This is a genomic window from Dyella solisilvae (assembly GCF_003351225.1).
Classification (GTDB): Bacteria; Pseudomonadota; Gammaproteobacteria; order Xanthomonadales; family Rhodanobacteraceae; genus Dyella; species Dyella solisilvae.
Window position 1 is genome coordinate 148,207 of the sequence record NZ_QQSY01000004.1, and the last position, 17,490, is coordinate 165,696.

The 17,490-nt window shown below is 67.0% G+C and carries 20 protein-coding genes; 8 read left to right on the top strand and 12 right to left on the bottom strand.

Annotated elements, in window-relative coordinates:
- The first annotated feature begins 46 nt into the window (after nt 1-46).
- The 5 genes from yoaA to DVT68_RS15255 all read left to right on the top strand — a co-directional run bounded on the left by yoaA (nt 47) and on the right by DVT68_RS15255 (nt 5,015).
- Nucleotides 47-1,981, top strand: coding sequence for a DNA repair helicase YoaA (gene yoaA, locus DVT68_RS15235; RefSeq protein ID WP_114825961.1), 1,935 nt, complete (start codon nt 47-49; stop codon nt 1,979-1,981).
- Nucleotides 1,982-2,086: 105 nt separating this feature from the next.
- Nucleotides 2,087-2,455, top strand: a complete 369-nt coding sequence (locus DVT68_RS15240; RefSeq protein WP_114825962.1) for a VOC family protein — start codon at nt 2,087-2,089, stop codon at nt 2,453-2,455.
- Between the two features lie 214 nt (nt 2,456-2,669).
- Entirely contained in the window at nt 2,670-4,019 is a 1,350-nt protein-coding gene (creD, locus tag DVT68_RS15245; protein ID WP_114825963.1) for a cell envelope integrity protein CreD, read from the top strand.
- The gene (tsaB, locus tag DVT68_RS15250; RefSeq protein WP_114825964.1) at nt 4,016-4,705 is read left to right on the top strand and encodes a tRNA (adenosine(37)-N6)-threonylcarbamoyltransferase complex dimerization subunit type 1 TsaB; all 690 of its coding nucleotides are present in this window, start codon (nt 4,016-4,018) and stop codon (nt 4,703-4,705) included. Before creD ends, tsaB begins: the two co-directional genes overlap by 4 nt.
- A 61-nt stretch (nt 4,706-4,766) precedes the next feature.
- Nucleotides 4,767-5,015, top strand: a complete 249-nt coding sequence (locus tag DVT68_RS15255) for a dodecin (protein WP_233523505.1) — start codon at nt 4,767-4,769, stop codon at nt 5,013-5,015.
- Nucleotides 5,016-5,043: 28 nt separating this feature from the next.
- Here DVT68_RS15255 and DVT68_RS15260 read toward each other — a convergent pair whose 3' ends face one another.
- The gene (locus tag DVT68_RS15260; protein WP_114826134.1) at nt 5,044-5,421 is read right to left on the bottom strand and encodes an ArsR/SmtB family transcription factor; all 378 of its coding nucleotides are present in this window, start codon (nt 5,419-5,421) and stop codon (nt 5,044-5,046) included.
- Between the two features lie 114 nt (nt 5,422-5,535).
- On the opposite strand from DVT68_RS15260, the gene DVT68_RS15265 reads away from it, so the two are divergent.
- Together DVT68_RS15265 and DVT68_RS15270 are read left to right on the top strand one after the other, a co-directional pair.
- Complete coding sequence (locus tag DVT68_RS15265) at nt 5,536-6,282, top strand: glucose 1-dehydrogenase (RefSeq protein WP_114825965.1); 747 nt, start codon at nt 5,536-5,538, stop codon at nt 6,280-6,282.
- 123 nt (nt 6,283-6,405) lie between these two features.
- Nucleotides 6,406-6,822 carry a DUF302 domain-containing protein gene (locus DVT68_RS15270; RefSeq protein ID WP_114825966.1) on the top strand — a complete coding sequence of 139 codons (417 nt, stop codon included), beginning with the start codon at nt 6,406-6,408 and terminating at the stop codon, nt 6,820-6,822.
- A 53-nt stretch (nt 6,823-6,875) separates the two neighbouring features.
- Here the strand turns inward: DVT68_RS15270 and DVT68_RS15275 are convergent, their stop codons facing one another.
- The 3 genes from DVT68_RS15275 to DVT68_RS15285 all read right to left on the bottom strand — a co-directional run bounded on the left by DVT68_RS15275 (nt 6,876) and on the right by DVT68_RS15285 (nt 8,795).
- Nucleotides 6,876-7,295 carry a GFA family protein gene (locus DVT68_RS15275; protein ID WP_114825967.1) on the bottom strand — a complete coding sequence of 140 codons (420 nt, stop codon included), beginning with the start codon at nt 7,293-7,295 and terminating at the stop codon, nt 6,876-6,878.
- Nucleotides 7,296-7,416: 121 nt separating this feature from the next.
- Complete coding sequence (locus DVT68_RS15280) at nt 7,417-7,686, bottom strand: hypothetical protein (RefSeq protein ID WP_114825968.1); 270 nt, start codon at nt 7,684-7,686, stop codon at nt 7,417-7,419.
- 83 nt (nt 7,687-7,769) lie between these two features.
- A complete protein-coding gene (locus DVT68_RS15285) occupies nt 7,770-8,795 on the bottom strand; it encodes a YeiH family protein (RefSeq protein ID WP_114825969.1) in 1,026 nt (341 codons plus the stop codon).
- An 87-nt stretch (nt 8,796-8,882) separates the two neighbouring features.
- Between DVT68_RS15285 and DVT68_RS15290 the strand changes: the two genes are divergently transcribed.
- Nucleotides 8,883-9,770 carry a LysR family transcriptional regulator gene (locus DVT68_RS15290; RefSeq protein WP_114825970.1) on the top strand — a complete coding sequence of 296 codons (888 nt, stop codon included), beginning with the start codon at nt 8,883-8,885 and terminating at the stop codon, nt 9,768-9,770.
- Nucleotides 9,771-9,922: 152 nt separating this feature from the next.
- On the opposite strand, the gene ptsP is transcribed toward DVT68_RS15290, so the two are convergent.
- From ptsP to lptB, 8 genes are all read right to left on the bottom strand, one after another.
- On the bottom strand, nt 9,923-11,653 hold the full coding sequence (gene ptsP / locus DVT68_RS15295) for a phosphoenolpyruvate--protein phosphotransferase (protein WP_114825971.1): 1,731 nt from the start codon (nt 11,651-11,653) through the stop codon (nt 9,923-9,925).
- Between the two features lie 155 nt (nt 11,654-11,808).
- Nucleotides 11,809-12,078, bottom strand: a complete 270-nt coding sequence (locus DVT68_RS15300) for an HPr family phosphocarrier protein (protein WP_114825972.1) — start codon at nt 12,076-12,078, stop codon at nt 11,809-11,811.
- Entirely contained in the window at nt 12,071-12,463 is a 393-nt protein-coding gene (locus tag DVT68_RS15305) for a PTS sugar transporter subunit IIA (protein ID WP_114826135.1), read from the bottom strand. Before DVT68_RS15305 ends, DVT68_RS15300 begins: the two co-directional genes overlap by 8 nt.
- 43 nt (nt 12,464-12,506) lie before the next feature.
- Nucleotides 12,507-13,406 (bottom strand): RNase adapter RapZ, encoded by a 900-nt coding sequence (gene rapZ, locus DVT68_RS15310; RefSeq protein WP_114825973.1) that lies wholly within the window; start codon nt 13,404-13,406, stop codon nt 12,507-12,509.
- A 3-nt stretch (nt 13,407-13,409) separates the two neighbouring features.
- Nucleotides 13,410-14,360, bottom strand: coding sequence for an HPr(Ser) kinase/phosphatase (gene hprK / locus DVT68_RS15315; protein WP_114825974.1), 951 nt, complete (start codon nt 14,358-14,360; stop codon nt 13,410-13,412).
- A 146-nt stretch (nt 14,361-14,506) separates the two neighbouring features.
- Nucleotides 14,507-14,830 carry a ribosome hibernation-promoting factor, HPF/YfiA family gene (gene hpf, locus DVT68_RS15320; RefSeq protein ID WP_114825975.1) on the bottom strand — a complete coding sequence of 108 codons (324 nt, stop codon included), beginning with the start codon at nt 14,828-14,830 and terminating at the stop codon, nt 14,507-14,509.
- A 281-nt stretch (nt 14,831-15,111) separates the two neighbouring features.
- Nucleotides 15,112-16,572, bottom strand: coding sequence for an RNA polymerase factor sigma-54 (locus DVT68_RS15325; RefSeq protein WP_114825976.1), 1,461 nt, complete (start codon nt 16,570-16,572; stop codon nt 15,112-15,114).
- A 195-nt stretch (nt 16,573-16,767) separates the two neighbouring features.
- Nucleotides 16,768-17,487 carry an LPS export ABC transporter ATP-binding protein gene (gene lptB, locus DVT68_RS15330; protein ID WP_114825977.1) on the bottom strand — a complete coding sequence of 240 codons (720 nt, stop codon included), beginning with the start codon at nt 17,485-17,487 and terminating at the stop codon, nt 16,768-16,770.
- Nucleotides 17,488-17,490 lie beyond the last annotated feature (3 nt).

Genomic DNA, 17,490 nt, shown 5'->3' on the forward strand with positions numbered 1-17,490 from the left:
GTCTAGGGCATTCGCGGCCCGGCCGAAGCTCGGCCATACTTGCCGGATGATCGATCACGAGGACGTCGCCGCGCTGCTGGGCACGGAAGGCCCGTTTGCCCGCGAGTTGCCCAATTTCGCCCCGCGCGCCGCCCAACAGGCGATGGCGCGCGCGGTGCAGCACGCCATCGCCGAGCGCGAGACGCTGATCGCCGAGGCCGGCACCGGCACCGGCAAGACGTTCGCCTATCTCGTGCCGGCGCTGCTCTCCGGCGAACGCGTGATCGTCTCCACCGGCACCAAGGCGCTGCAGGACCAGCTCTTTTTCCGCGACCTGCCGCGTGTGCGCTCGGTGCTCGATGCGCGCCTGAAGACCGCGTTGCTGAAGGGGCGCTCGAATTACCTGTGCCTTTATCGCCTGGACCAGACCGTGCGAGAAGGCGCCAGCTTCGATCGCACGCAGGCATCGCAGCTGGCGGCGATCCGCGCGTGGTCGGCGCGCACGCGCCGCGGTGATCGAATGGAACTGGCCGAGGTGCCGGAGGAGTCGCCGCTGTGGCCGCGCGTCACCTCCACGCCGGAGAACTGCCTGGGCGTCGAATGCCCGTTCTACGACGATTGCCATGTGATCAAGGCGCGGCGCGAGGCGCAGGAGGCGGACCTGGTGGTGGTCAACCACCATCTGCTGTTCGCCGACATGGCGCTCAAGCAGGAAGGCTTCGGCGAGATCCTGCCGGGCGCCAGCGCCTTCATCCTTGACGAGGCCCACCAGATCCCTGAGCTGGCCGGACAGTTCTTCTCGCAGAGCATCAGCGCGCGCCAGATCAGCGAGCTGGCCCAGGACAGCCTCGCCGAATGCAACGGCGTGACCGGCGCCATCGGCCTGGTGCTCGAGCCGGCTGAGGCAGTGCAGGACGCGGTGCGCAAGTTGCGCCTGGCCATGGACGTGCTGCCGGAGCGTGGACCGTTCCACGCGCTGGAAGCGCAGCGGCCCATGGTCGAAGCCCTGCATGAGCTGCGCGAGGTGCTGGCCGACTTCACCGATGTGCTGTCCTCGCAGGCCGAGCGCTCGCGTGGCTTCGCCCATGCGCACGAGCGTGCGGCGCTGCTCAGCGAACGCCTCGACCGCATCGCCGAGCGCGAGGGCGAACGCGACGTGCGCTGGTTTGAGCTGTATCCGCGCGGCTTCGCCCTGCATGCCACGCCGCTCGACCTGGCTGCTCCGCTGCGCGCCATGCGCGAACACACCCAGGCGGCGTGGATCTATACCTCGGCCACGCTGTCGGTGGCCGCCAGTTTCGACCACTTCGCGCGCCAGCTCGGCCTGGATGATCCGCAGACGCTGCAGGCGGAAAGTCCGTTCGACTACGCCAAGCAGGCGCTTTGCTACTTGCCGCCGGCCTTGCCCGATCCGTCCGCCCGCGATTACACCGACCGGGTGATCGAAGCGGTGTTGCCGGTGCTGCACGCCTCGCACGGGCGTGCCTTCCTGTTGTTCACTTCGCATCGCGCGCTGCGCCGCGCCGCCGAATTGCTGCACCAGCGCGTGCCCTGGCCGCTGTTCGTGCAGGGCTCGGCGCCACGCCACCAATTGCTCGAAGAGTTTCGCGCCAGCGGCCACGGCGTCCTGCTCGGCGCCGCCAGTTTCTGGGAAGGCGTGGACGTGGCGGGCGAGGCGCTCAGCGTGGTGGTGATCGACAAGCTGCCATTTGCCGCCCCCGACGACCCGGTGCTGCAGGCGCGCCTGGAAGCGCTGGAGCAGGCCGGCATCAATCCCTTCATGGGCTGGCAGGTGCCCAGCGCCGTCATCGCGCTGAAGCAGGGGGCGGGGCGCCTCATCCGCGATGTGCACGATCGCGGCGTGCTGGTGCTGTGTGACCCGCGATTGACCACCAAGGGTTATGGACGGCTGTTCCTGGCCAGCCTGCCGGGCATGCCCCGTACGCGCGAGCTGGCGGAGGTGCAGGCGTTCTTCGACGGCGAGATCAAGGAGACGGCCTAACGGACAGTCGAGCTTTGCGCCTGCCGCCGCGTCCCATGGCACTGGTGTTCGGAGCTCGCCAGGTCGACCATGGGCGGGCTTTTTCCGCATGAGGAGGGCAGGCGCATGGCCAAGGTCATCGGACTGGGCGGCATCTTCTTCAAGGCACGCGATCCCGAAGCGTTGGGCAAGTGGTACGCCGAGCACCTCGGATTGTCGGTCGACGACTGGGGCGGCGTACGTTGGAGCGAAGAGCCTGCGCGCCCCGGCTACACCCTGTGGGCGCCATTCGCGGCCGATACCAGCTACTTCTCGCCGAGCACGCAGCCGTACATGGTCAATTTCCGCGTCGATGACCTGCACGCGCTGCTGGCGCGACTGCGCGCGGCGGGCGTGACGGTCGACGATCGCGTCGACGAAAGCGAGTACGGCCGGTTCGGCTGGATCATGGACCCGGAGGGCACGCGCATCGAGTTGTGGCAGCCTCCGCTGTGAGCGCCCTTTGATGGCGGCGCCGTGCCTGAGTTGAGTTCCAGCTGGCCATCGTGCGTTCGTCGATGGTTTGCCATGCATGGAGGCAATGACGCTCTCGCGTCATGCTGCGCGGCCCGGCTTTCGCCACAAGTGGATGGCGTAGTGCCCCGGGTTCGCCCGGCCGCTTGCCGCCTGCGGTGTTTCGATGGCAACTCCGTCATGAGGAGATCGGCCAATGGGACACTGGATGCGCAGCTGGACGGCCAAGGTGCTTGGCCTCGGGTTGCTCGCGCTGTTGATGTTGATTCCCTTGTACAAGGTGCAGTCGCTGGTGGAGGAACGCCAGGACATGCGCCAATCCGCCGTGCAGCAGATCGCGCAGGGCTGGGGCGGCGAACAGGTACTTGGCGGGCTGGTGCTGGCGGTACCAACCCGCGAGCAGGTATCCGACGCCCAGGGCGTCGCGCGGGTGCATGGCGATACCGTCATGGTGCTGCCGGATACCGCCAGCATCGATGCCGCGATGTTGGTGGAGAAGCGGCGATACGGCATCTATGAGGCGCCCGTGTTCAGCACCTCGGTGCAGTTGCGTGGACGCTTCCTGCCCGAGGAAATCGCGCAGCTTCGACAGCTCGACAGCGCGAGCTGGCAAACCGACAAGGCCGAGCTGCGCCTGGTGGTGGCAGACCTGCGTGGATTGCAGGAAGTGAGTGAGCTGTTGGTCAATGGCAAGCCGCAACGCTTCTCCTCATCGGCGGCATCGTTTGGTGGACGTTGGGCGACCGTGACGGTTCCACTGGATTTGACGGCGCTTGACGGCCAGCCCATCGACTTCGCCATCCGCCTCCAACTGGCCGGTACCCAGTCGCTGCAGCTGCTGCCGCTGGCGCGCACGGTCGACGCGAGGCTGCGTGCGCCGTGGCCGGATCCCAGCTTCACTGGCGCCGCGCTGCCGGTGGAGCGGCGCGTGGATGCCCAGGGCTTTTCCGCACGCTGGCACATGCTCGACCTCAATCGGAGCTTCGGACAGTCATGGCATGCAAGCGACGAGCGCGTCGAAGAGGCCGTGCGTAACTCGAGTTTCGGCGTTGCGCTGTACCAGCCAGTCGACCTGTACCAGCGCAATGTGCGCGCCGGCAAATACGGCCTGCTGTTCGTCACGCTGACCTTCGTCGCGTTCTTCCTGTTCGAGGTGCTCAAGCGGATGCGCGTGCATCCGGTGCAGTACCTGTTGGTTGGCGCGGCGCTCAGCGCGTTCTACGTATTGCTGCTGGCGCTGTCGGAGCAGATCGGCTTCGCGCCGGCGTACGTCGTGGCTTCGTTGTCGGTGGTGGTGATCATCGGCGGCTATGCGGCCGCGGTGCTTCGCGCGCGACGTGCCGGCCTGCTGCTGGGCGGAACGCTCGCCCTGGTCTACGCGATGCTTTACGTCGTGCTGGCGGCGGAAGCGTACGCGCTGCTGATCGGCGCGGTGGTGCTGGTGCTCACGCTGGCCCTGCTGATGTACCTGACCCGTCGCATTGACTGGTACGCCAGCGTGCCTGCCGCAGTGGAGTCAGCAGCCGTTATCATGGAGCGGCCATGAACCTGCTTGCCCTCGAAACCTCCACCGAAGCCTGCTCCGTCGCCCTCGTCCACGGCGACGAAGTGATCGCGCGCAGCGAGATCGCGCCCCGTCGACACGCCGAACTGGTGCTGCCCATGGCGGACACCCTGCTGGCGGAAGCCGGGCTCGGACGCCATGCGCTGGACGCCATCGCCGTGGGCCGCGGTCCCGGCGCCTTCACCGGCGTGCGGCTGGGCGTGTCGCTGGCGCAAGGCATGGCGCTGGCGCTGGGCCTGCCGGTGGTCACCATTTCCTCGCTGGCGGCGCTGGCGCTGGAAGCGCCGGAGGACGACGCGGCCATCCTCGCCGTGATCGATGCGCGCATGGGCGAGATCTACGCGGCCAGCTACCGTCGCGACGAGAACGGTGGTCTGGTCGCGCTGGATGAGGAGCGCGTCTGCACGCCGGATGCTCTGGAACTGCCGATAGCTACGCACTGGCATGTGGTCGGCACGGGTTGGGGCACGTATGCGGAGGTGTTGCGCGGGCGATTGACCGGCACCCTGCGCTCGGCCGACGGCCTGCGTTACCCGCAGGCGCGGCACGTTGCGGAGCTGGCGGCGCGCGAAGTCGCCGCTGGCCGAGTGGCCAGCCCGGAGCATGCTTTGCCGGTGTATCTGCGCGACAAGGTCGCCCTGACGCTGGTCGAGCAAGGCAAGGCCTGAAACCCGCTTGAGCTTCGCCAAGGGAGCGCGATGTCTTCACGCCCCCTTGGCGAGTTCGGGTATGCACTTCCATGCGCCCACGCCACCCGAGGCCACGCGCATGTCCGAGCACATCTACAAGACCGTGGAGCTGACCGGCTCCTCGAAGATCAGCAGCGACGAAGCCATTCGGGCCGCCATCGAGCGCGCCTCCAAGACCATCCGTGACATCCGCTGGTTCCACGTGACGGAAGTGCGGGGCCATGTGGACGGCGGCAAGGTCGCCTACTGGCAGGTCACCCTGAAGATCGGGTTCACCCTGGAGGGCTGACGGCCCCGCCACAGGACGCAGGTAAGGCTCAGCCGGCCTTGGCGGCGGGCGCCTTGCGCGTGGCCGTGGGCGGCTTGCCGGCTGACTGGGCGGTGTGCGCCTTGAGGATCGCCGGCAACAGGCCGGGGAAGCGCTGCTCGATTTCCTCGAAGCGGGAGGTGTTGAGCATCTCCACTCCGCGGCGTTCACTGCGGATCAGCCCCGCCTCGCGCAGGGCGCGGAAGTGCTGGGACAGGGTGGACTTGGGGATGGCGCGATCCTGCATCTGCAGGAAGGCCGAGCAGGTGTTGGCGCGATCGGCGCAGGTCAGCCGGGCGTAGATGGCTGCACGCACCGGGTCGGAGAGCGCATGCAGGATGCCCTCTACCGTGATGTCCTCGATGGAAGGGTGGGTCAGCGGCCTCATGGCCACATTTTAGCAGCCCTTGAAATCTTGTTCTAAAGTTCGCATGTCGCGAACTATGGGAGTTATGAACTCCCAGGGCAGCAACTTTCATCCCCTATCCAGGCAGATCCCATCATGAGCAAGCTCAAAGGCAAAGTGGCCCTCGTTACCGGCGCATCCAAGGGCATCGGCGCCGCCATCGCCAAGGCGTTGGCCGCCGAAGGCGCGTCGGTGGTCGTGAACTATGCATCCAGCAAGGCCGGCGCCGAGGCGGTGGTCGCGGAGATCGCCAAGGCCGGCGGCAAGGCCGCCGCCGTGGGCGGCGACGTCTCCAAGGCGGCTGACGCCAAGGCCATCGTCGACGCCGCGGTCGGGCAATTCGGCCGCCTCGACGTCCTGGTGAACAACTCCGGCGTGTACGAATTCGGCGCCATCGAGGACATCACCGAGGAGCACTTCCACAAGCAGTTCAACGTCAACGTGCTCGGCCTGTTGCTGACCACCCAGGCGGCGACAAAGCACCTGGGCGAGGGCGCCAGCATCATCAATATCGGTTCGCTGGTCACCCGTGTCGTGCCGACAGCGAGCGCGGTCTACTCCGGCACCAAGGGCGCGGTGGACGCGATCACCGGCGTGCTCTCGCGTGAACTTGGCCCCCGCAAGATTCGCGTCAACGCGGTGAATCCGGGCATGGTGGAGACCGAGGGCACGCATACGGCTGGCTTCATCGGTTCGGACTTCCAGGCACAGCTCGTCGAGCAGACGCCGCTGGGGCGCATCGGACAGCCGAACGATATCGCGTCGATCGTGACCTTCCTGGCTTCGGACGACTCGTACTGGCTGACCGGTGAGCATCTGTTTGCCGGTGGCGGCATGCGCTGATGGTCCGCGCGCCACGCCAGGGCAGCCGTGACCTGGCGTGGCGTGCCGCGGCCGGCAATGCATCGCGTTGACGGCGGCGGTCGGAGCATGGGGACTCGATCCTTGAATGAACCGGGTATCTCCATGCCTCACGACGTCACTGAACTTGGTAGGCCGCATTACGGCGTGATTCGCTTCCGTTCGAAACTTGATGTGGCGAAGACGCTCGAGGGCATCGAACAGGCGCTGGTGTCGCATGGTGTCACCGTGTTCGCGCGCATCGATTTCAGTGGCGACGCCGCACGCGCGGGTCTCAGCATGCGGCCCGAGCAGATGCTGATCTTCGGCAACCCCAAGGCAGGGACACCGCTGATGCAGGCCGAGCCGGCCGTGGGGCTGGACCTTCCACTCAAGGTGCTGGTGTGGGAGGACGAGCAGGGCGACGCGTGGATTGCCTGCAACTCACCCGACTACATCGTCGGCCGCCACGAGCTGCCGCCCGAGATGGCCACCCCGCTCATGCCGCCCATGGCGATCCTGCAGCAATTCGCACACAGCTAGTCGCTCCACCTGACGGCGGCGCGGCGAACGAGCGCGGCGCTGGGCGTCTCGGCTCAGGCAAACGTGACGTCGCCGATCCAGCGGCTCTTCCGGCGCGCCAGTCGCGCCTCGAGACCCTCATTGCTGAAACTGGCGGAAACGTGTTGCAGCAGCGCCGGATCGACATCGTCGAAGGCGCGTACGTTGACCACCGCATAGAGCACACCGTCGACGCGGCAGGTCACCAGCGGAACCACGCCGCAACGCATGCAGACATGGAAATCGGAGCTGCCGGTGCCGAAGGCGTAGTGGGAAACCGCCGCCGCATCGTCCACGACCACCTGCAAGCGGGCGTCAGGATCGGATGTCCAGGCCGCGCCATGCTTGGTGCAGAACGAACAATCGCAGGCGCGCGCGGGTATCGCCGTGGGATCAGACGCCCAGGCAAGCGTGAAACGGATGTTGCCGCAATGGCACTTGCCGTGGATCAGCATGGGTATGAGCGCTCGATGAGTGTCGCAGTCTGCGCGCACGAGTGGCGGAGCAGCGTAGCGCGCGATGGGCGCCATGACGAGGCTGGCCTGCGGGAGCGCGCGGCTCCCGCAGGCCGGCCGATCAGGCAGTCGCGTTCTTGTGGCGATCCGGCAGGAAGACGAGCACGAGCAGGCCGATGATCGACAGCAGCCCCAGGGCTCCGAGCCAGCGCGTATAGCCCTTGCCAAAGGCGTATTCGCAACAGCCCCAGATAAACAGCACGGCGGCGGCGAGGGTGATGATGGCTCCCAGGCCAGGCGATCCCCCGGTGAGCATGCTGCGGCCAGCGATCTGGCCGATGATGCCCAGCCCCACCAGGATATTGGTGTTCCTCTTCTGCTCTGGTAACACGGCGTTTCCCCCTGTGTAAGGCGCCCTCCCGGCGCCGCGGCCATGCTGCCATGGCCGCCAAGGGGATGTCTCCCGCAGGGTGGTCAGAGCTGGCCGATCACCAGCTGCACCAGCAGGCTGCTGACCGACACCGCCGCCCACACGCCCAGGCCCAGCAGGATCGGGCGGGCGCCGGTGGAGGCCATCTTGCGCAGGTTGGCCGACAGGCCGATCGCGGTCAGCGCCACGATGATCAGGAACTCCGCGGCCATGTGCAGCGCCGGCTGGATCGCCACCGGCACCAGGCCGGCCGTGCGCACCGCGGAGGCCACCAGGAACCACAGGATGAACCAGGGGAAGATGCGGCGCAGGCTGAAGTCGGTCGCACCCTGCTTCTTCTGCTTCCACGCGGTGGCCAGGGCCAGCACCAGGCAGATCGGGATGATCAGGGTGGCGCGGGTGAGCTTGACGATGGTCGCGTAGTCGCCTGCCTGCTTGCTGAAGCTGTAGCCGGCAGCGACGACCGAAGAGGTGTCGTTGATCGCCGTGCCCGCCCACAGGCCGAAGCCCAGGTCCGACAGGTGCAGCATGTGCCCCAGCAGCGGGAACAGCAGCACCGCCACCAGGTTGAACAGGAAAATGGTGGAGATGGCGAAGGCGGTGTCGTGCTCATCCGGCTTGATGATCGGCGTGACCGCAGCGATCGCCGAGCCGCCGCAGATCGCGGTGCCCACGCCGATCAGGATCTTCAGCTTGTCATGCACGCCCAGCGCGCGGCCCAGCGCCCAGGCGGCCAGGAAGGCGACCGTCATCGTCACCAGCGTCACCGACAGCGACTCCAGCCCGGTCTTCGCCACCTGGTTGAGGCTCAGGCCAAAGCCCAGCGCGATGATCGACCACTGCAGCACCTGTTTCCCGGCGAACTGGATGCCGGGCGTGTAGGTACCGCCCGGCGACACCGTATTGCGCACCAGGATGCCAAGGACGATGCCGAACACCGGGCCGCCGATCAGCGGAACGACCCGGCCGAGCCCCAGCGCCACCAGGGCGACGGTGACCGCCAGCAGCAGGCCGGGCAGGCGCTGCAACAGGTTGGGGGTGGCAAGGGTGGGGACGGCTGTGGCGTTCATGGGTAGCTCCTGCTTCGGGCAGGATTGTCCGCTCCCGGGTCAATCAATAAAACTTTGAATTATTGATGCATGTAATAAGATAAATTGATGATCAACATCAGTCCTCGCCAGCTTGAGGTGTTCGTGCAGGTCGCGCGCCTGGGCAGCGTGCGGGCCGCGGCCGAGCTGCTGCACCTCACCCAGCCCGCGGCAAGCATGGCCCTGGCCGAAATGGAGCGTCAGCTCGACGGGCCGGTGTTCGCGCGTGAACGCGGCCGCCTGCGCCTCAATGTGCGTGGGCGCGAGCTGCTGCCGCTGGCGCAGGAACTGCTCGAGCGCTATGCCGAGTTCGGCCGGATCGGCGGGGGCGGGGCGGATGCGTTGGGTGGCGAGCTCCGCGTGGGGGCCAGCAATACGGTGGGCAACTACCGGGTTGGCGAGCTGCTCGGCGGTTTCGTGCGCGCGCACCCGCACGTGGCGGTGCGCCTGCGGGTCTCCAACACCGCGGAGATCGCCTCGGCCATGCTCGACCACGAGCTGGAGCTGGGCTGCGTGGAAGGGCCGGTGGCGCACCCCTCGCTGGAAGTGCGGCCGTGGCGCGACGACGCCCTGGTGGTATGCACATCGCCCGACCACCCGCTGGCCCGCAAGCGTCACCTGCAGCCGGAGGATTTCGCGGGCGCCCGCTGGGTGCTGCGCGAACCGGGTTCGGCCACGCGCAGCCTGAGCGAACGGGCGCTGTCGATGCTGCCGCCGGGGGAGACCGTGCTGGAGCTGGACCAGGCCGAGGCCATCAAGCAGGCGGTGATCGCCGGCCTGGGCATCGCCTGCCTGCCGGAGGTGGCGGTGGTCGACGCGGTGTCGAGTGGCCGCCTCAAGGTGCTGCACACCCCGTTCCTCGAGCTGCAGCGCAAGCTGTCGCTGCTGCTGCACAAGCAGCGCTACCGCGGAGCCTTGATCGAAGCGTTTCTGGACAGCGCGGGAAGCCTCCGCTGACCGATTTGCTTCGCGCCTTGCTCGTCATCCCAGCGAACCCCAAAAAGGGGGCGTCGTGCTGGGATCCAGCGCCTTTGCTGGCAGGTCTGAAAAGACGCAGGGCTGCCGCATCCACGGGAATGGCCAATCAACCCAGGTTTCCCCCCAAGGGATCAACCCGTGATCTGCGCCAGCAACGCCTCGGCTTCCTCGTGCGTGCGTGCACGCAGGATGCGTGGCGCCTGGCCGCGCAGGGCGCCGTGGTCGAGCGCGGCGATGCGGTCGCGCACATGCAGCAGCTGGCTGGGGTGCATGCTGAATTCGTTGAGGCCCAGGGCCAGCAGCAAGGCGGTGAAGTTGGTGTCGCCGCCGATCTCTCCGCACAGGCTCACCGGCTTCTTCGCGCGGCGGCCTTCGGCGATCACGTAGGACAGCAGGCGCAGCAGGGCGGGTTGCAACGGGTTGTAGATGTTGTCCAGCGCGTCGTTGCCGCGGTCGGCGGCCAGCACGTATTGCGCCAGGTCATTGGTGCCGATGGCGAGGAAGTCGGCGTGCTCGAGCAGCGCGCGTACGTTGATGGCGGCGGCGGGCACCTCGACCATCGCCCCCAGCGCGAGCTTCTCGGGAAGGTCGACGTTTTCGCGCTTGAGTTCCTGGCGCGCCAGCTTGAACAGCGTGCGCACCGCGATCAGCTCGTCCGGCTGGGTCACCATCGGCACCAGCACGCGCACCGGGCCATAGCAGGCGGCGCGCAGGATGGCGCGGATCTGCGTGGTGAACACGGCGGGGTAGCGCAGCGACAGGCGCACGCCGCGCACGCCCAGCGCCGGATTGTCCTCGCCGCGCAGCACCAGGCCGGCGGCGTCGGCCTTGTCGGCGCCAAGGTCCAGCGTGCGGATGGTCACCGGCAGGCCGCCCATGCCGAGCACCAGATCGCGGTAGGCGATGAACTGCTCGTCCTCGGTGGGCAGGCCCTTCTGGCGCAGGAACAGGAATTCGGTGCGGTACAGGCCTACGCCATCGGCGCCGCGCGAGCGGGCCATGGCGATGTCCGGCGGCATCTCGGCATTGGCCAGCAGGCGCACGTCCACGCCGTCGATGGTGCGCGTGGGCGCGTTGGCCAGCGTGGCCAGGCGGCGTCCCTCCAGGGCGGCCTCGCGCTGCCACGAGCGGTAGCGCGCCAGGTCCTGCGCGGTGGGATGGACGACCGCTTCGCCGCGCTCGGCGTCGAGCAGGATCAGGTCGTCGTCATGGATGGTGGACAGCGCATCGCGCGCGCCCACCAACATCGGCAGGTCCAGGCTGCGGGCGAGGATGGCGCTGTGCGAATAAGGGCTTCCGGAGCTCGCCACCACGCCCAGCAGGCCGGCGCCGGCCAGGTGGGCCATGTCGGCCGGAGCGATGGTGTCGGCGATCAGGATTTCGCCCACGCGTGCGGCCAGCTTGCGTTCCTCGCGGCTGGTCTGGCGCTGCAGGGCGGAGATGACGCGGCTGATCACCTGGTCGACGTCCTCCTTGCGCGAACGCAGGTAGGGGTCGTCCATCGCCTCGAACACGGCGGCCAGGCGGTCTCGCTGTTTCTTCAGGGCGGCGCCGGGGCGGTAGTGGCCGATGCGCACCAGGTCGTCGAGGCCGCGCAGCAGCTCCGGGTCGTCCAGCAACAGGCTGTGCGCATCGATGAATTCGTTGACCTCGCGCGCCAGCGCGCCGTGCAGTTTGCCGCGCAACTCGCGCAGCTCCTGCCGGGCGGTCTCCAGCGCGCGATGCAGGCGCTCCAGCTCGACGTCGACTTCGCCCTCGTTGAGCGGGCGGGTGTCGACCAGATAGCGGCTGGGCTGCACCAGGCGGGCGCGGCCCAGGGCCATGCCTTTGGCTGCCGTGGTGCCTGCCAGTATCTGCCTCATGCATACCCTCCGTGGTGGGATGGCCGTTCAGGCCACGGTTGACGCCGGCATCCGTCCAGCGCGTCGAATCCCGATAGCGAAAGATCGCACGACGCAGCCCACCGGGCCGTGAATACGGCCGCAGGGTGGAACATGCGGGCAATCGTTCCGGCCACTCAGGCTCCTTCGTCGAACTTGCGGTTGAACAGGTCCACCACCGCATCCAGCGCGGTGGCCTCGTCCGGGCCGTCCGCACGGACGGTCAGCGACGTGCCGATGCCCGCCGCAAGCATCATGACGCCCATGATGCTCTGCGCGTTGACTTCGCGGCCCCGGCTGACCAGCCATACGGTGGATTTGAACCCCTGCACCAGTTGCACCAGCTTGGCCGATGCGCGGGCGTGCAGGCCCAGCTTGTTGGAAACGACAATCTCTTTTTCAAGCATGATCGATGAAGATTCCCCCGCGACCACCGCTGGCCGCTATTTCCGCCAGATCATCCAGCGGTTTTTCAGCATAGTTGAGCACGCGCAGCAGCATCGGCAGGTTCAGTCCCGACACGCAGCGCAGGCGCACGCCCAGCGCGCCCAGCGACAAGCCGATGTTGCACGGCGTGGCGCCGTACAGGTCGGCGAGCACCAGCACCCCGTCGCCCTGATCGAGTTCGCGCGCATGCCTGGCGGTCAGCGCGCGCATCACGTCGGGATCGGCCTGCGGTGGCACTTCCACGGCTTCCACCTGCAGGGGAAGCTTGGGCAGCACATGGTGGGCGGCCGAGATCAGCGCCTTGCCGACCGCCTCGTGGGTCATCAACAGCACGCCGACGCTCATGATGGCGTACCGCTGCGGCGGCATCGTGTCGAGATCATGGCGGTCACTCGAGTTCGCGATGGAAGGTGAGCACGCCGCTTCGCAGCGCGCGGTAATGGGCGGCCAGTTTCTCGACCAGGTAGACCGAGCGGTGGCGACCGCCGGTGCAGCCGACGGCGATGGTCACGTAACTGCGGTCTTCGACTTCGAAGCGCGGCAGCCAGGTGTCCAGCCAGCGCGAAGTGTCGGCGAAGTATTCGGCCACGATGGGTTCGGCATCCAGGTATTCACGCACCGGTCCATCCTTGCCGGACAGCGGCCGCAGCCGGGGATTCCAGTGCGGATTGGGCAGGCAGCGCGCATCGAACACGAAATCGGAATCCAGCGGCAGGCCGCGGCGAAACGCGAACGACTGGAACATCAGGGTCAGCCCCTCGGTCGCCTCGGCGTAGCCGGTGGCGATCAGGCGACGCAGCTGGTGCACGTTCATGTCGCTGGAGTCGATCACCTTGTCGGCGATCGACGAAAGCGGGCGCAGTACGCGGCGCTCCTCGGCGATCGCATCGGCCAGCGACAGTCCGCGCCAGGACAACGGATGGCGGCGACGCGTTTCCGAATAGCGCTTGATCAGCACGTCGTCGCGGCAGTCGAGGAAGATCAGGTGCGCGTGCACTCCAGCCGCGGCCAGCTCGGACAGCATGGCTGGCATGCGCTGCAGTTCTTCACCCGGATTGCGCACGTCCACACCCACCGCCACATTGCGGCGCCGGCCGGTCGCGTCGCGGCTGACAGCGTCCACCAGTTCGGGCAGCAGGACCGTGGGCAGGTTGTCCACGCAATAGAAGTCGAGGTCTTCCAGCGCGCGCAGGGCCACGGTCTTGCCACCGCCCGACATGCCGGTGAGCACGACCAGGTGGATCGCGTCAGTGGAGCCGAAGGTAGCGCCGAGAGTGGGCTCGCTCATGGATCACCAGGGAGGCAGCCGGCGCATCTGGTGCGCCTGGCGGTCGATGAAGGTCTGCGCCGGGTCGATGCCCTTGCTCTTGAGCACATGGTTGCGCACGGCCGCCTCGACCAGCACGGCCAGGTTGCGGCCAGGCGCCACCGGGATGGTGATCATCGGCACGGGCACCTCGAAGATCTCGCGGCGACCGATGTCGCCGGTGAGACGGGTCAGGCCGTCAGTGTCCTCGCCCTCGCGCAGTGGCTTCAAGTGCACCACCAGGCGAAGGTACTTGGATGGTTTCACCGCCGTGTGGCCGAACATCTCGCGCACGTTGAGCACGCCCAGGCCGCGCACCTCCAGCAGGTCCTGCAGCAGCTCCGGGCAAGTGCCGTCGATCACGTCGGGGGCGATCAGGGTGAACTCGGTGGCGTCGTCAGCCACCAGGCGATGGCCGCGGCTGATCAGTTCCAGCGCCAGCTCGCTCTTGCCCGAGCCCGACTCGCCGGTGATCAGCACGCCGATCGAAAACACTTCCAGGAACACGCCGTGCAGGGTGATCTTCGGCGCCAGGATGCGCGCGAGGTGGTACTGCATCCAGGTCAGCAGCTCGTGGCCGCGCTTGGAGCTGATCCACAGCGGCGTATTGGTCTCCTCGGCCACCTCGCGCAGGTCGGTGGGGATCGCCTGGTCCTTGGTCACGATCATCGCCACCGGCTGGTAGGCGGCGATCTTGTTGATCGCTTCCCAGCGCTGGCGCGATTCCAGGCTGTCCAGGTAGTTCAGCTCCTCGGAGCCGATGATCTGGATCTTGTTGGGATAGATGACGTTGAGGTAGCCGATCAACGACGGGCGGCGCGTCGTGGTGGCGGCCTGTTCGAGCACTCGCGATTCGCCGCGCATGCCGGAAACCCAGCGCAGCGCCATGCGCTCGTGGACACCATCGTAGAGTTGTCGGGCGGTCAGCCGGTCCAAGTAAAACGTCCTTTGCGCCGAGGTATCAGGCCGGCTTGGCCCGTCGTGGCGGTGCGGACATTGTGCCAGTTCGTATCGGCGGGTGCCTCGGCGAGGTGAAATCGGGGGGAGGAGAGGCCCGCCCGGGAGCGGGCGGGCCGGTGGGATCAGCCGTACATGCGCTCTTCGCGCGCGGCGCGCTGATGCTTGTCGCAGATCTTCTCGCGATGCTTGCGCAACTGGGTGACCAGCTTGTCGAACAGGACATCGATGGAGACGTACATGTCGTTTTCCGTGGCCTCTGCGTGGAGGTTGGTGCCGGAAATCCCGAGCGTGCCTTCGGCGCGCTGCTGCAGCTTGTTGACGGAAAGGACGATATTGAGAGTGAGGATCCTGTCGTCGAGGCGGGTTAGGCGGTCGAGCCGGCTATTGACGTGGTCGCGAAGAGCCGGAGTGACTTCAATCTGCTGACCGCTGATCTGAACTTGCATGTTGCGCCTCCTCTGGTACTTGCCGCAGACGCGGCTGGGGTCGGTGCCTTGGCCGCTTATGGCGCGGTCACACACCTTAAAAAGCCCGGGATTTTTTTCCGATGGGATGTCCGGCCTCCTCACCAAGTCGGGTTAGTCACTATGCGCTTCCAGCGTTTGCTTCGCGTTATGAAGACCTTCACGCGTTGGACATGACAGGTTTCCCGTCGGATCGACTTACCTTGATTATGGGGACGGCTTTTGCGCCGCCAAGTTCCCCGAGACCGTTTGCCGCAGCGTGATCAACCGGCGCGCTGCCGCTCGCTGGAGCTGGGAATACGCATCGCCTCGCGATACTTGGCGACGGTGCGGCGGGCAACCTGAATGCCCTTGCGGTGCAGTTCCTCCGCGATGGCCTGGTCGGACAGCGGCTTGCGCGGGTCTTCGGCATCGACCAGCTTGCGCAGCATGGCCTGGATGGCGGTGGCCGAGGCGCTGCCACCGTCTTCGGTGGACACGCCGCTGGAGAAGAAGTGCTTGAGTTCGAACGTGCCCCGCGGCGTGTGGATGTACTTGCGGGTGGTTACGCGTGAAATGGTTGACTCGTGCATGCCCACTTCCTCGGCAACCTCGCGCAGCACCAGCGGGTGCATCGCCTCCGGGCCGTAGTCGAGGAAGGCGCTCTGCCGGCGCACGATGGCTTCGGCCACCTTGAGCAGGGTCTCGGCGCGCGATTCAAGGCTCTTGATCAGCCAGCGCGCCTCCTGCAACTGGCCGCGCATCCAACTGGCGTCGGTGCCGCGCGCCTGCGCGATCAGGCCGCAGTAGTGCTGGTTGAGGCCCAGCCGCGGCTGGCAGTCCGGGTTGAGGCTGACGCGCCAGCGCCCGCTGTCCTTGCGCGCGTAGACGTCAGGCGCGACGTATTCCACCGGCGTGACGTCCAGCGCCGCGCCCGGGCGCGGGTCGAGGCTGCGGATGAGCACCGCAGCGGCCGCGGCATCGTCCTCGTTCGCGCGTAGCTTGCGTGCGAGGCGCGCGATGTCATTGCGCGCCAGCAGTTCCAGTTCGCTGTCGACGATGCGCAGCGCCAGCTCGCGCTGAGGCGTGTCGACATCGAATTGCTCCAGCTGGACGCGCAGGCAATCGCGCAGATCGAGGCTGGCTACGCCTGTCGGGTCGAAGCGCTGCAGCATGCGCCGCACATGCTCCATCTCGGCGGCGCTGGCCTTCACGTCATGCGGCAGCGCGGCGATCAGTGATTCGATGTTTTCGGTGAGATAACCGTCGGGGTTGAGCGCGTCGATCAGCACCGTGGCGATGGTGCGCTCGCGCACGCTCAGGTGCGTGAGGTTGAGCTGCCACAGCAGATGTTCCTGCAGTGTCTCCGGCGCGGCGCTCTGGGGTTCGAAGCCTTCGTCGTCGGCGCCATTGCCATTGCGCGACGAGGCACCGCCGCTGGAGAAATCGATCGGGTCCTCGCCGGCGCCGTCGCCATCGCTCCACTCCGGCGCTTCGCTGTCGTCGACGCTGTCGCTGCTGGTGGTGCTGGCGCTGCTGGTGGGAAGCTCGATCACCTCATGCTCATCACCGTCCGGCGACTCCGGGTTGTCCTCGGAGAACTCCAGCAGCGGATTGCTCTCGGCGATCTGCCTCAGCTCCGCCTCCAGTTCCAGCTGCGACAGCTGCAGGAGGCGGATTGCCTGCTGCAGCTGCGGAGTCAGCGTGAGCTGCTGATTGAGTCGAAACTGCAGTCCGGGTTTCATGCCAGCTGGGTCGTATGAACGCGTAAGGCATCGTAACCCCTTGTCAGGGGAGCGGCCATAGCGCCGTTCGCAGATTGGGGTATCCCGTAAGGCTTACGGCGCGGCGCCATGACGCGAGGTTGTAAGGCCGCTGACACAGCGGCGCCGGCCGCCCCAGGGAAGGCCAGACGCCATGCTTGCGTGGAACTGGCGAGCTTACAGGCGGAACTCGCGCCCCAGGTACACCTCGCGCACCTTCTCATCGGCAAGGATGTGCGCGGGCGTGCCGCGCGAGAGCACTTCGCCGTCGTTGAGGATGTAGGCGCGGTCGCAGATGCCCAGGGTTTCGCGCACGTTGTGATCGGTGATCAGCACGCCGATGCCGCGCTCCTTGAGATGGCGCACGATACGCTGAATTTCGCCCACGGAAATCGGGTCCACGCCGGCGAACGGTTCGTCCAGCAGCATGTAGCGCGGGTGGGCCGCCAATGCGCGCGCGATCTCCACGCGGCGTCGCTCACCACCGGAGAGGCTGATGCCCTTCTGGTCGGCGATGTGCGAAATCTTCAGCTCGTCCAGCAGGCTTTCCAGCTCGTTGGCGCGGCGCTTCTCGTCCCAGCCTTCGCGCAGCTCCAGCACGGCCATGATGTTGTCGGCCACGCTGAGGCGGCGGAACACCGAGGCTTCCTGAGGCAGGTAGCCGATGCCGAGCTTGGCGCGATGGTGCATGGGCAGGCCGGTGATGTCCTGCTTGTCCAGCTTGATCACGCCGGCATCGGCCTCGATCAGGCCCACCACCATGTAGAAGCAGGTGGTCTTGCCGGCGCCGTTGGGGCCGAGCAGCCCCACCACTTCCCCCTCGCGGATGGAGAAGGCGAAGTCGCGCACGACCTGGCGCGCCTTGAAACTCTTTTGCAAACCTTCAGCGGAAAGCATCGA

What these genes read in the sequence shown, in the direction of transcription:
- DVT68_RS15265 (WP_114825965.1), top strand. Translation starts at nt 5,536, where the DNA reads ATGAGCAAGCTCAAAGGCAAAGTGGCCCTCGTTACCGGCGCATCCAAG.
- DVT68_RS15300 (WP_114825972.1), bottom strand. Translation starts at nt 12,078, where the DNA reads ATGCTTGAAAAAGAGATTGTCGTTTCCAACAAGCTGGGCCTGCACGCC.
- yoaA (WP_114825961.1), top strand. Translation starts at nt 47, where the DNA reads ATGATCGATCACGAGGACGTCGCCGCGCTGCTGGGCACGGAAGGCCCG.
- DVT68_RS15260 (WP_114826134.1), bottom strand. Translation starts at nt 5,421, where the DNA reads ATGAGGCCGCTGACCCACCCTTCCATCGAGGACATCACGGTAGAGGGC.
- lptB (WP_114825977.1), bottom strand. Translation starts at nt 17,487, where the DNA reads ATGCTTTCCGCTGAAGGTTTGCAAAAGAGTTTCAAGGCGCGCCAGGTC.
- ptsP (WP_114825971.1), bottom strand. Translation starts at nt 11,653, where the DNA reads ATGAGGCAGATACTGGCAGGCACCACGGCAGCCAAAGGCATGGCCCTG.
- hpf (WP_114825975.1), bottom strand. Translation starts at nt 14,830, where the DNA reads ATGCAAGTTCAGATCAGCGGTCAGCAGATTGAAGTCACTCCGGCTCTT.
- DVT68_RS15290 (WP_114825970.1), top strand. Translation starts at nt 8,883, where the DNA reads ATGATCAACATCAGTCCTCGCCAGCTTGAGGTGTTCGTGCAGGTCGCG.
- rapZ (WP_114825973.1), bottom strand. Translation starts at nt 13,406, where the DNA reads ATGAGCGAGCCCACTCTCGGCGCTACCTTCGGCTCCACTGACGCGATC.
- DVT68_RS15240 (WP_114825962.1), top strand. Translation starts at nt 2,087, where the DNA reads ATGGCCAAGGTCATCGGACTGGGCGGCATCTTCTTCAAGGCACGCGAT.
- DVT68_RS15275 (WP_114825967.1), bottom strand. Translation starts at nt 7,295, where the DNA reads ATGCTGATCCACGGCAAGTGCCATTGCGGCAACATCCGTTTCACGCTT.
- DVT68_RS15305 (WP_114826135.1), bottom strand. Translation starts at nt 12,463, where the DNA reads ATGAGCGTCGGCGTGCTGTTGATGACCCACGAGGCGGTCGGCAAGGCG.
- DVT68_RS15325 (WP_114825976.1), bottom strand. Translation starts at nt 16,572, where the DNA reads ATGAAACCCGGACTGCAGTTTCGACTCAATCAGCAGCTCACGCTGACT.
- tsaB (WP_114825964.1), top strand. Translation starts at nt 4,016, where the DNA reads ATGAACCTGCTTGCCCTCGAAACCTCCACCGAAGCCTGCTCCGTCGCC.
- DVT68_RS15255 (WP_233523505.1), top strand. Translation starts at nt 4,767, where the DNA reads ATGCACTTCCATGCGCCCACGCCACCCGAGGCCACGCGCATGTCCGAG.
- DVT68_RS15270 (WP_114825966.1), top strand. Translation starts at nt 6,406, where the DNA reads ATGCCTCACGACGTCACTGAACTTGGTAGGCCGCATTACGGCGTGATT.
- DVT68_RS15285 (WP_114825969.1), bottom strand. Translation starts at nt 8,795, where the DNA reads ATGAACGCCACAGCCGTCCCCACCCTTGCCACCCCCAACCTGTTGCAG.
- creD (WP_114825963.1), top strand. Translation starts at nt 2,670, where the DNA reads ATGGGACACTGGATGCGCAGCTGGACGGCCAAGGTGCTTGGCCTCGGG.